General features: G+C 66.9%; 13 protein-coding genes, 1 tRNA gene and 1 pseudogene. 12 read left to right on the top strand and 3 right to left on the bottom strand.

The window, feature by feature from the left end:
• From B3K53_RS08705 to B3K53_RS08755, 11 genes and pseudogenes are all read left to right on the top strand, one after another.
• Nucleotides 1–266: pseudogene (locus B3K53_RS08705) on the top strand (bL21 family ribosomal protein); the annotation flags it as partial.
• A gap of 97 nt (nucleotides 267–363) precedes the next feature.
• Nucleotides 364–648, top strand: a complete 285-nt coding sequence (rpmA, locus tag B3K53_RS08710) for a 50S ribosomal protein L27 (RefSeq protein WP_292083812.1) — start codon at nucleotides 364–366, stop codon at nucleotides 646–648.
• Nucleotides 649–820: 172 nt separating this feature from the next.
• Nucleotides 821–1,354: a GNAT family N-acetyltransferase gene (locus B3K53_RS08715; RefSeq protein WP_292083813.1), complete on the top strand. Its 534-nt coding sequence runs from the start codon at nucleotides 821–823 to the stop codon at nucleotides 1,352–1,354.
• Nucleotides 1,355–1,478: 124 nt separating this feature from the next.
• A tRNA-Leu gene (locus tag B3K53_RS08720) sits at nucleotides 1,479–1,565 on the top strand.
• A 158-nt stretch (nucleotides 1,566–1,723) separates the two neighbouring features.
• The gene (locus tag B3K53_RS08725) at nucleotides 1,724–2,338 is read left to right on the top strand and encodes a ribonuclease D (RefSeq protein ID WP_292083814.1); all 615 of its coding nucleotides are present in this window, start codon (nucleotides 1,724–1,726) and stop codon (nucleotides 2,336–2,338) included.
• A gap of 7 nt (nucleotides 2,339–2,345) precedes the next feature.
• Complete coding sequence (gene lptC, locus B3K53_RS08730) at nucleotides 2,346–3,008, top strand: LPS export ABC transporter periplasmic protein LptC (protein WP_292083815.1); 663 nt, start codon at nucleotides 2,346–2,348, stop codon at nucleotides 3,006–3,008.
• Entirely contained in the window at nucleotides 3,005–3,490 is a 486-nt protein-coding gene (locus B3K53_RS08735) for an LptA/OstA family protein (RefSeq protein WP_292083816.1), read from the top strand. The genes lptC and B3K53_RS08735 overlap by 4 nt, the downstream gene beginning before the upstream one ends.
• A 6-nt stretch (nucleotides 3,491–3,496) precedes the next feature.
• Entirely contained in the window at nucleotides 3,497–4,291 is a 795-nt protein-coding gene (gene lptB, locus B3K53_RS08740; protein WP_292083817.1) for an LPS export ABC transporter ATP-binding protein, read from the top strand.
• A gap of 108 nt (nucleotides 4,292–4,399) precedes the next feature.
• Nucleotides 4,400–5,914, top strand: coding sequence for an RNA polymerase factor sigma-54 (gene rpoN / locus B3K53_RS08745; protein ID WP_292083818.1), 1,515 nt, complete (start codon nucleotides 4,400–4,402; stop codon nucleotides 5,912–5,914).
• Between the two features lie 76 nt (nucleotides 5,915–5,990).
• Entirely contained in the window at nucleotides 5,991–6,638 is a 648-nt protein-coding gene (hpf, locus tag B3K53_RS08750; protein WP_292083819.1) for a ribosome hibernation-promoting factor, HPF/YfiA family, read from the top strand.
• A gap of 78 nt (nucleotides 6,639–6,716) precedes the next feature.
• Nucleotides 6,717–7,181 carry a PTS sugar transporter subunit IIA gene (locus tag B3K53_RS08755; protein WP_292083820.1) on the top strand — a complete coding sequence of 155 codons (465 nt, stop codon included), beginning with the start codon at nucleotides 6,717–6,719 and terminating at the stop codon, nucleotides 7,179–7,181.
• A 49-nt stretch (nucleotides 7,182–7,230) separates the two neighbouring features.
• Here the strand turns inward: B3K53_RS08755 and B3K53_RS08760 are convergent, their stop codons facing one another.
• Together B3K53_RS08760 and B3K53_RS08765 are read right to left on the bottom strand one after the other, a co-directional pair.
• Nucleotides 7,231–7,485, bottom strand: a complete 255-nt coding sequence (locus B3K53_RS08760; RefSeq protein ID WP_292083821.1) for a DUF1150 family protein — start codon at nucleotides 7,483–7,485, stop codon at nucleotides 7,231–7,233.
• 58 nt (nucleotides 7,486–7,543) lie between these two features.
• A complete protein-coding gene (locus tag B3K53_RS08765; protein ID WP_292083822.1) occupies nucleotides 7,544–7,963 on the bottom strand; it encodes an Hsp20 family protein in 420 nt (139 codons plus the stop codon).
• A 202-nt stretch (nucleotides 7,964–8,165) separates the two neighbouring features.
• Here B3K53_RS08765 and B3K53_RS08770 point away from each other — a divergent pair, with 202 nt between their 5' ends.
• Entirely contained in the window at nucleotides 8,166–8,840 is a 675-nt protein-coding gene (locus B3K53_RS08770) for an OmpA family protein (protein ID WP_292083823.1), read from the top strand.
• Between the two features lie 73 nt (nucleotides 8,841–8,913).
• On the opposite strand, the gene B3K53_RS08775 is transcribed toward B3K53_RS08770, so the two are convergent.
• Nucleotides 8,914–10,230, bottom strand: a complete 1,317-nt coding sequence (locus B3K53_RS08775; RefSeq protein WP_292083824.1) for a UDP-glucose dehydrogenase family protein — start codon at nucleotides 10,228–10,230, stop codon at nucleotides 8,914–8,916.
• Between the last annotated feature and the right edge of the window lie 195 nt (nucleotides 10,231–10,425).

A 10,425-nucleotide genomic window follows, 5' to 3' on the forward strand; every position in this document is an offset into this window, starting at 1 on the left:
TCAAGATCTTCAAGAAGATCCGTCGTCAGGGCTACCGCCGCACGAACGGCCACCGCCAGATGGAATCGGTCCTGCGCATCACCGGCATCGAAGGCGCCGGCGAGAAGGCCAAGTGGGACGGCAAGGTCGAGCTGATCACCAAGGCTGAAATCAACGCTCGCGCCCGTGGCCTGGCCCCGCGCGTCGAGGCTGTCGAAGCCGAGGCCCCGAAGGCCAAGAAGGCTCCCGCCAAGAAAGCCGCCAAGGCTGAAGGCGCCGAAGCCTAAGGTATTCACCGGCGCTGGATCAGCGCCAGACCAGATCGTCAGGGTGCGCTCCATCAGGCCGAATGGCCGGTAGCACCCCAAGAAGAGGAGCAGCAAGATGGCTCACAAGAAATCCGGTGGTTCGTCGCGTAACGGTCGCGACTCCGAGTCGAAGCGCCTTGGCGTGAAGAAGTACGGCGGCGAGAAGGTTCTGGCCGGCAACATCCTCGTGCGTCAGCGCGGCACCACCTTCCACCCGGGCGACAACGTCGGCCTGGGCCGCGACCACACCCTGTTCGCCACGGCGAACGGCTCGGTGAAATTCACCACCAAACGTGGCGGTCGTTGTTACGTGTCGATTCTCGCGGCCAACGACGACGCTCAGGCCATGGCCGCCGAGTAACGCGAACTGGACAAAATCCGGGATCGCGTCGCTCAAGAAGCCGCGATCCGGACCAGGGAAATTTTCCGCGGGGAGTCTGGATCACCAGGCTCCCCGTTTGCGTTTCCCCGCCTCGCTGACTGCCCGAGCCCTGATGAACAAGGACGGCGGTCGCACCAAAGGGGCGTGACCCATGTGCGTGATTGAAACTTCTCCCGTCGTCGAAACCCGGCGTCTCATCCTGCGTGCGCCCGGCGCCCAGGATGTCAGCCGCATCGCGGCCCTGGCCAACGACCGCGACATCGCGCGCATGACCAAGCGCATGCCCCACCCCTTCCAGGTCCAGGACGCCGAGGACTTCGTCCTGCACGTCGCCTCCCAGGACCCGAAGCGCGCCAACACCTTCGTCATCGAGCACGAGGACCTGGGTCCGGTCGGCGTCATCGGCCTGTTCGAGGGCGAGGACGCCGTGCCCGAGGCCGGCTACTGGATCGGCCGCGAGTTCTGGGGTCGGGGTTTCGCCACGGAAGCCCTGGAAGGCGCCCTGGTCTGGGCCTCGAAGCGGTGGAAGCGCCGCGCCCTGGTCGCCGGCCACTTCGCCGACAACCCCGCCTCGGGCCGCGTGCTGGAGAAGGCCGGCTTCCTCTATACGGGGGAGATCCGCCCCGCCTTCAGCCAGGCGCGCGGCGGGATCGCCGATACCCGGATGATGGTCTGGCTGGCCTGATAGAACGCTGATTTCGCGGGAATTTCGGTCAACGGTGCAGTTTTTTCAGAGATCGGAAAAAAGCCTGTTGACCGCCCCGAAGCTCCCCCCTATTAGATCGCTCCTCGGCGGGGCGACCCACCGGGCCCAGATGGCGGAATTGGTAGACGCGCTGGCTTCAGGTGCCAGTGACTTAACGGTCGTGGAGGTTCGAGTCCTCTTCTGGGCACCATATTCTCAAACGGCGTCGCATCCGATCGGATGCGGCGCCGTTTGTCATTTCAGCCCCCTACTTCATCACCCATAACGGCGAAGGTCGGCGCTGCGTCCTAGCGATAGCGCGCGGTTCGTCTATGTTGTCGCCCTGAACGACCACCCGAGTTTCCAAGCATGACCGTTTACCTGCACGAAGGCGACCTGCCCGACGGCCTCGACCTCGGCCCCGAGGTCGCGATCGATTCCGAGACCATGGGCCTGCGCTTCCGTCGCGACCCCCTGTGCGTGGTGCAGCTGTCCTCGGGGAACGGCGACGCCCATGTCGTGCGGCTGAACCGCCCCGGTTACGACTGCCCCAATCTGAAGCGCCTGCTGGCCGACCCCAAGGTGCTGAAGATCTTCCACTTCGGCCGCTTCGACATCGGCATGTTCGACCTGCACCTCGGCGTCGAGACCCGCCCGGTCTATTGCACCAAGATCGCCTCCAAGCTGGCCCGCACCTACACCGACCGTCACGGCCTGAAGGACGTGGCGCGCGAACTGGCCGGGGTGGACATGTCCAAGGCCCAGCAGAGCTCGGACTGGGGCTCGCCGGTCCTATCTCAGGCCCAGCTGGACTACGCCGCTTCGGACGTCCTCTATCTGCACGCCATCAAGGCCAAGCTGGACGTCATGCTGGATCGCGAAGGCCGCGCCGCGCTGGCCCGCGCCTGCTTCGACTTCCTGCCCACGCGCTCGCGCCTCGACCTGGCCGGTTGGGACGAGATCGACATCTTCGCCCACGCCTGAGCAGCCCATGAGCGACCGCGACGCCCAGGAAGCACGCAAGCGCGCCGACGAGGCCCGGGTGGCCCTGGCCGGCGAGCGCTGGCGTGCGCGTTCGCGCCGGGTGAAGCTGTATCGCCGCGTCCTGCCCATCATCATCCTGATGCTGGCGGGCGGGGCCCTGACCTGGACCGTGTTTCGCACCGTCATGTCGGGCGTGGAGCGCAAGGCCAGCGAAAGCCGCGAGATCCGCCTGGACAACCCCATGTTCCACGGTCAGGACACGCAGGGGCGCTCCTTCGTCATCGGGGCCAAGGGCGCGATCCGCGACCCGGCCACGGGCCACTTCCGTCTGGTCGGCCCCCTGCTCCGCCTGAACCTGGGCGGTCGCAAGGTGACGGAACTGACCGCCGACGGCGGCACCTATATCGAGACCAGCCGCAAGGTGGTGATCGGGCCGAACGTCAAGATATCCGACGGCGGCTCCGGCTTCGTCCTGACCACGCCGGAAGCCGTGGTCGACACCAACACCGGCGTGGTGACGGGCGACAAGGGCGTCCAGGGGCGAGGCCCCCTTGGAACGATCAGTGCTTCGTCCTATGCCATCTATGATCAGGGCCAACGGGTCGTCTTCAGCGGCCAGGGCGAAAACAAGATGAGCGGGACCATCAATCCCGCGGGATCCGACAGATGACCATGTCCAAGTCGAACACCATGATCGCAGGCGCCGCCCTGCTGCTGGCCCTGACGGTCCCCGCGACCTCGGGCGCCCAGAGCAGCCGCGCCGACGCCTCCAAGCAGCCGGTCCAGTACGGCGCCGACGGCGGCGAATACACGCCCAACGGCTTCGCCCTGCGCGGCCGGGCCGAACTGACGCAAGGCGGCAACCGCCTGCGGGCCGACGCCATCTCCGGCGTCACGGCCAACGGCGACCTGAGCCGGGTCGAGGCGACGGGCAACGTCTATTTCGTCACCCCGGACCAGAGCATGCGCGGCGACCGCGCCGTCTACACCCTGAGCAACGCCGAGGTGGTGGTGACGGGCGACGTCATCCTGACCCAGGGCAAGAACGTCCTGACGGGCAATCGTCTCGTCTATAACGTCCGCACCGAGACCGCCCGCATGGAAGGCGGAAACGGCCGCGTGCAAGGCGTCTTCTATCCGCAAGGGAACTGACCCCGCTTGGCGCGCAAGGAACTCTCAGCCCTCAACCTCGATCAGACGGACGCCGTAGCGCCCGTCGCCGAAGAGGCGCGCCAGACCGGCCTGCGCGTCGAGCACATCGCCCGCAGCTTCGGTCAGCGTCAGGTGGTGCGCGACGTCTCCCTGACCGTCCAGCGCGGCGAGGTCTGCGGCCTGCTGGGCCCCAACGGCGCGGGCAAGACCACCTGCTTCTACATGATCACCGGCCTGATCCCGGCCGACAGCGGCGCGATCTGGCTGGACGGTGAAGAGATCACCCAGCAGCCCATGTATCAGCGCGCCCGCATGGGCTTGGGCTATCTGGCGCAGGAAGCCTCTATCTTCCGCGGCATGTCGGTCGAGCAGAACATCAAGGCCGTGGTCGAACTGCACGAGAAGACCGCCGCCGGGGTCCGCGACGAAACGACCCGCCTGCTGGAAGAACTGCGCATCGACCATCTGCGCCACGCCCCGGCCACGGGCCTGTCGGGCGGCGAGCGGCGCCGTGTCGAGATCGCCCGGGCGCTTGCCGCCCGGCCCAGCTTCATGCTGCTGGACGAACCCTTCGCCGGCATCGACCCCTTGGCCATCGCCGACATCCGTCATGTGATCCGCTATCTGTCCAGCCAGGGCATCGGCGTGCTGATCACCGACCACAATGTCCGCGAGACCCTGGACATCATCGACCGCGTCTCGATCATCTCGGCCGGTTCGGTCCTGTTCGAAGGCACCGCCGACGAGGCCGTTCACGACGCCGAGGTCCGCCGCGTCTATCTGGGCGAAATGTACGCCTGACGCGTTGCGGCCACCTGGCGAACCGGCCGTTCGCCAGACGTTAAGGTCTCTGCCGCACGATCCCAGCAAGAACCGGGCCACTTCGCCCGTCGGAGGGATTGAAGCGCCGTGATCGGTCAGAGGCTGGAGGTCAGACAGGGGCAGGGGCTGGTCATCACGCCCCAGCTGCAGCAGGCGATCAAGCTGCTGCAACTGTCGAACCTCGAGCTGGAGGCCTTCGTCGAGGGCGAGCTGGAACGCAATCCCCTGCTGCAGCGCGACGAGGGCGAAGCCGGCGGCGACAGCTCCGCCGAAGCGGTCGAGGCCGCCGCATCAGGCGACGCCGCCGAACTGCAGTTTACCGAGCCCTCGGGCGAGGCCGAGCAGGCCATGGATGCCCGCACCGAGGACCTCTATGACGACGCGCCTGGCGAACGCGACGTCGAGCGCAAGCGCGACGCGGGCGAAACCGGCGAACAGCCAGGCCTGTCCGACTGGTCTCGCGCGGGCGCCGGCGGCGGTCTGGACGGCGAGGGCCTGGAGCGTCCCGACACCCGTGACGCCACCCTGTGGGAGCATCTGCAGGCCCAGGCCTCGTCCGCCGGTTTCAGCCCTGCCGACCACGCCATAGCCCTGACCCTGATCGACGCCACCGACGAGGGCGGCTATCTGCGCGGCGAACTGCAGGAGATCGCCGACCGGTTGGGCGTGGACCCGGCGCGAATCGAGGCGGTTCTGGCCGTCTGCCACGGCTTCGAGCCGACCGGCGTCATGGCCCGCTCGGCCCCTGAGTGCCTCAAGCTTCAGCTGATCGAGCGCAACCGCTTCGACCCGGCCATGGAAGCCCTGCTCGACAATCTTGAGCTTCTGGCGCGCCGCGATCTGGCCGCCCTGCGCAAGGTCTGCGGCGTGGACGCCGAGGATCTGGCCGAGATGATCGCCGAGTTGAAAGGCCTGACGCCGCGCCCCGGCGCCGGCTTCGGCGGCGAGCCCGCCCAGACGGTCGTGCCCGACGTCCACGTGCGGCCGGATCCGGCCGGCGGCTGGCGGGTGGAGCTGAACACAGACACCCTGCCCCGCCTCCTGATGGACAAGCGCTATCACGGGGTCGTCGCGGCCGGGGCCCGTTCAGAGACCGAAAAGGCCTATGTCGCCGACTGCGCCGCCCAGGCCAGCTGGCTGGTCAAGTCGCTGGACCAGCGCGCCAAGACCATCCTGAAGGTCGCGTCCGAAATCGTGCGCCAGCAGGACGCCTTCCTGGCCTTCGGCGTCGAGTTCCTGCGCCCCCTGACGCTGAAGACGGTGGCCGACGCCATCGAGATGCACGAATCGACGGTCAGTCGCGTCACCTCGAACAAATACGTCGCCACCCCGCGCGGCGTTTTCGAGCTGAAATTCTTCTTCACGGCGGCCATCCAGTCGTCTGACGGCGGCGCCTCCCACTCGGCCGAAGCGGTCCGTCATCGGATCAAGACCATGATCGACGGCGAGGCTGCAGACGGCGACGTGCTGAGCGACGACCGGATCGTCGAGATCCTGAATGAGACCGGCATCGACATCGCCCGCCGCACCGTGGCGAAATATCGAGAAGCCCTTAGAATTCCGTCCTCTGTCCAGCGTCGACGCTTGCTGAAGGCCGGCTGATCACGCTGCGGCGAAGCGTCACCACAAATCGGTGATCGGCGTTGACACCAAACGCGACCCGTCGCGTTCTATGCCTATGCAGATCCAAGTCAGCGGCAAGCAAGTGGATGTCGGCGAAGCGCTAAGCTCGCGCATCTCCCAGGAACTCGAAGAGGGAGTCGGCAAGTATTTCGCCCGTGGCGGCGAAAACGCCGAGGTCGTGGTGTCCAAGGACCGTCACGGCTTCCGCGTCGATTGCTGGGTCCGTCTGGCTTCAGGCCAGAGCCTGGTGACGACCGGATTCGGCGGCGACGCCCAGGGCGCCTTCGCCGACAGCCTGGACAAGCTGGAAAAGCGCGTCCGTCGCTACAAGCGTCGCCTGAAAGACCATCACATCGGCCCCAAGGGTCTGTCGCCCGAGAAGACTGAGGATGCGGCCCGCGAAGTCGCCGCCATGACCGTCTTCCGTAACCCCGACACGGTCGAGGATGAGGCGTTCGGCGAGGCCGGCGCCCCGGATGAACCGCCGCCCGTCGGCATGGTCATCGCCGAAACCGAATCGGAAATCCGCACCATCACGGTCGGACGCGCCGTGCTGGAACTGGACATGACCGGCTATCCGATCGTCATGTTCCGCAACGCGGCGCACGGCGGCCTGTCGGTCGTCTATCGCCGTCCGGACGGCAATGTCGGCTGGATCGATCCGGAGCGGACGCTCAAGGCAAAGAACGGCTCAGGAGCGTAAGGCTTCCCCGCGGAGGGCGAAGGCGCTAGAAGACGCCTCGCCCTTCCGCAATGTCGGGTACCAAGGTTCGGGGTGATTATGGACATCGCTGATTTGCTGTCGTCGGGCGGGATCGTCCTGCGGGGCGGCGTGTCATCCAAGCGACAGGCGTTGCATACCGTGGCCGAGGCCGCGTCGGTCGCGCTGGGCATTGACGAAGATCGGGCGCTGGACGCCCTGCTCGAGCGCGAAGCCCTGGGCTCGACGGGGCTCGGCTCCGGCGTGGCGGTGCCGCACGCGCGCATCAAGGGCCTGGACCGGGTCTGCGCCGTCTTCGTGCGCCTGGACACCCCGGTGGCCTATGAGTCGCTCGACGATCGCCCCGTGGACCTGATGTTCGCTCTGTTCGCCCCGCTGAACGCGGGCGCCGAGCATCTGCGGGCGCTGGCGGCGGTGTCGCGCGCCATGCGTTCGCCGGAACTGCGCGAACACCTGCGTCAGGCCCGCACGGTTGACGCCGTACGCGCCCTGTTCGTCAAGGACGCGCCCGCCACAGCCGCCTAAGGCGATTGCGCCCTCACGCCGGCAAACCGGCCGAACGCGCCTTCTGAAATCAGTGAACCGAGACCGGCTCCAGCTCATGGGCGGCGGCGGCGGCGAAGGCTGTCTCGCGATCCAGCATGACGGCCAGCCGCTCGCCGTCTGCGCCGTGGACCGCATAGAGAATCTGATCGGGATCAATGTCCACGCCGGGTCCGACCTCGACGTGCGCGTCCTCCATCAGGTCGGATGCGCGAATGGCCCGCACATAGACCAGGTCGGGCGCGCCCAGATCGGCGAAATCTGTCTTGTTCATCACAGGCGTCATAGGACCGCCTCCTTACGCTTGACTGAACGCCCGGCCAGCCGGGCGGTTCGACGGCTTCTCAAGCCGTCGTGATCGGAATGCGGCGAACCTCCCGGTCCTGTTCAGGCCGAACCAGATCCACATGCAGCAGTCCGTGTTCAAGCTTCGCCTCGGCCACCTCCAGCCCGTCGGCCAGCACGAAATTACGGACAAAACCGCGAGCCGCTATGCCGCGATGCAGGAAGGCCTGCTCGCCTCTGCCCGCCTCGTCGCGCTTGCCCGCGATGGTCAGCTGGCGGCCGTCCAGGGTGATGGCCAGTTCATCAGGCGCGAACCCGGCCACGGCCAGGCTGATCCGCACCGCCGCCTCGCCGACCTGCTCGACATTATAGGGCGGATAGCTTTCCGCGGCGGCCTTGGCCGCTCGGTCGATCAGGGCTCGGGTGTGATCAAAGCCCAGAAGGAAGGGGCTGTCGAACAGGATGGTGCGCGTCGTCATCGGTCCTCGCAAACAAGCGACCCGGTCGTCCATGTCCTCCCTGAGGCGGCGAGGGCGTGCGACCGTTTGCAACAAATGGTTATGGGCGGCGTCACGGTCAACCGCGCGGCTGGCTGTCGCCCTCATTCACGTGACATACAGGTTGGAACCTTCACCGTAGGGCTACGTTTTTCGGCCTGATCGCCGCAACAAAGGACATTCCATGCGCGCCAAGCTCATTGTCGCCAGCGTCAGCATCGCCGCCATGCTCGGCGCCGCCGCCTGCACCACGACCGACCCCTACAGCTCGACCCCGACCCGCAACAACACCGGCACCGGCGCCATCGCCGGCGCGCTGGGCGGCGCCCTGCTGGGCTATCTGACCAATACCTCCAGCGGAGAACAGGGTCGCAAGAACGCCCTGATCGGCGCCGGCATCGGCGCCCTCGCCGGCGCGGGTGTCGGCCAATACATGGACCGCCAGCAGCGCGCTCTGGAAGCCGAACTGTCCGGCACCGGCGTCGGCGTGGCGCGTCAGGGCGACAACCTGGTTCTGCGCATGCCGTCCGACGTGACCTTCGCCACCAACCAGTCCAGCCTGGACAGCCGCTTCCTGCCGGTTCTCGACGACGTGGCGCGCGTGCTGCAGGAATACGACCGCTCGATGGTCGACGTCATCGGTCACACGGACGCCTCGGGCGGCGACGCCATCAACCAGCCGCTGTCGGAGCGCCGCGCCTCTTCGGTCGCCTCCTACCTGATCGACCGCGGCGTGATCCGCGAGCGCCTCTATGTCGCGGGCATGAGCGCGCGCAATCCGATCGCCTCGAACGACACCCCCCAGGGCAAGGCCCAGAACCGTCGCGTCGAGATTCTGATCCGCCCGTTCACGGGCTGATCAAGCGACATCGCTGAAGCGATCGAGGGCGGCGTCCCGACGCCGCCCTTTTTCGTGGTCGCCGCCCGCCCGGTCAGGCCTTGTCGGGGCGACCGATCGACGAGTAGCGGAACCCGCGCGCCTTCATGTCTTCGGGGCGATAGACATTGCGCAGATCAACCATGACGGGCTGCTTCAGCAGCAGTTTGACCCGATCCAGATCCAGGGCGCGGAACTGGTCCCACTCGGTCAGGATGACCACCACGTCGGCGCCTTCGACCGCGTCATAGGGACCGTCGCGGAAGACGACGCCGTCCAGCAGCTTGGACGCCTCATGCATGCCCTCGGGGTCAAAGGCCTGGACCGTCGCCCCCATGGCCATCAAGGCCGGCGCCACGTCCAGCGACGGCGCGTCGCGCATATCGTCGGTGTTGGGCTTGAAGGTCAAACCCAGCAGGGCGACCGTCTTGCCTCGAAGGTCGTTTCCGCCCAGGGCGGCGGCGACGCGGTCAGCCATGCCCTTCTTGCGCGCGTCGTTCACCTCGACCGTGGTTTCGATCAACCGCAGCGGCGATCCGGCGTCGGTGGCGGTGCGAACCAGGGCCAGGGTGTCCTTCGGGAAGCAGGAGCCGCCGTAGCCCGGCCCGGCGTGCAGGAATTTGGACCCGATTCGATTGTCCAGGCCGATTCCGCGCGCCACCTGCTGCACGTCGGCGCCCAGGCTCTCGCACAGGTCGGCCATCTCGTTGATGAAGGTGATCTTCAGCGCCAGGAAGGCGTTGGCGGCGTACTTCGTCAGTTCGGACGTGCGCCGGCCGGTGAAAAGGATCGGCGTCTCGTTGAGGTTCAGCGGCCGGTAGAGCTCGGTCATGACCGGGCGGGCACGCTCATCCTCCAGGCCGACCACGACGCGATCCGGGCGCTTGAAGTCGCCGATTGCCGCGCCTTCGCGCAGGAATTCGGGATTGGACACCACGGCGAAGTCGGCGTCCGGACGCCGGGCGCGAATGATGCGCTCGATCTCGTCGCCGGTGCCGACCGGCACCGTGGACTTGGTGACGACGACCGTGAAGCCGTCGATCAGGTCGGCGATCTCTTCGGCGGCGGCATAGACGTAGGACAGGTCGGCGTGACCGTCGCCACGGCGCGAAGGCGTGCCGACGGCGATGAAGACGGCGTCCGCCGCGCGAATCGCCTCGGCGCCGTCCAGGGCGAAGGACAGGCGGCCGTCGCGCACATTGGTCGCGACCAGATCCTCAAGGCCCGGCTCATAGATCGGCATCCGCCCGGCGTTCAGATGATCGATCTTGGCGGCGTCCTTGTCGACGCAGGTCACCACGTGGCCGAAGTCGGCGAAACAGGCCCCGGAAACAAGCCCGACGTAGCCGGTGCCGATCATTGCGACGCGCATGCAGTCATCCTCTTGATGCAGTCAGGCCGAGATAACGTTCAAGCATGACGTTTGCCAGTCAACCGGCAGGGCTGCGGACAAAGAAAAAGGGCGGCCGACCCGATGGGATCGACCGCCCTCAATCTTATCGACCTTCGAGGTCATCGGGACCGGCGTGAACCGGTCCCTCTGAACCTTAGAAGTTGATGTCGATGG

The organism is Brevundimonas sp. UBA7506 (genome assembly GCF_002479495.1).
GTDB lineage: Bacteria > Pseudomonadota > Alphaproteobacteria > Caulobacterales > Caulobacteraceae > Brevundimonas.

Excerpts from the sequence above, each read along its gene's own strand:
- rpmA (WP_292083812.1), top strand. The coding sequence starts at position 364 with ATGGCTCACAAGAAATCCGGTGGTTCGTCGCGTAACGGTCGCGACTCC.
- B3K53_RS08715 (WP_292083813.1), top strand. The coding sequence starts at position 821 with ATGTGCGTGATTGAAACTTCTCCCGTCGTCGAAACCCGGCGTCTCATC.
- B3K53_RS08725 (WP_292083814.1), top strand. The coding sequence starts at position 1,724 with ATGACCGTTTACCTGCACGAAGGCGACCTGCCCGACGGCCTCGACCTC.
- lptC (WP_292083815.1), top strand. The coding sequence starts at position 2,346 with ATGAGCGACCGCGACGCCCAGGAAGCACGCAAGCGCGCCGACGAGGCC.
- B3K53_RS08735 (WP_292083816.1), top strand. The coding sequence starts at position 3,005 with ATGACCATGTCCAAGTCGAACACCATGATCGCAGGCGCCGCCCTGCTG.
- hpf (WP_292083819.1), top strand. The coding sequence starts at position 5,991 with ATGCAGATCCAAGTCAGCGGCAAGCAAGTGGATGTCGGCGAAGCGCTA.
- B3K53_RS08755 (WP_292083820.1), top strand. The coding sequence starts at position 6,717 with ATGGACATCGCTGATTTGCTGTCGTCGGGCGGGATCGTCCTGCGGGGC.
- B3K53_RS08760 (WP_292083821.1), bottom strand. The coding sequence starts at position 7,485 with ATGACGCCTGTGATGAACAAGACAGATTTCGCCGATCTGGGCGCGCCC.
- B3K53_RS08765 (WP_292083822.1), bottom strand. The coding sequence starts at position 7,963 with ATGACGACGCGCACCATCCTGTTCGACAGCCCCTTCCTTCTGGGCTTT.
- B3K53_RS08770 (WP_292083823.1), top strand. The coding sequence starts at position 8,166 with ATGCGCGCCAAGCTCATTGTCGCCAGCGTCAGCATCGCCGCCATGCTC.
- B3K53_RS08775 (WP_292083824.1), bottom strand. The coding sequence starts at position 10,230 with ATGCGCGTCGCAATGATCGGCACCGGCTACGTCGGGCTTGTTTCCGGG.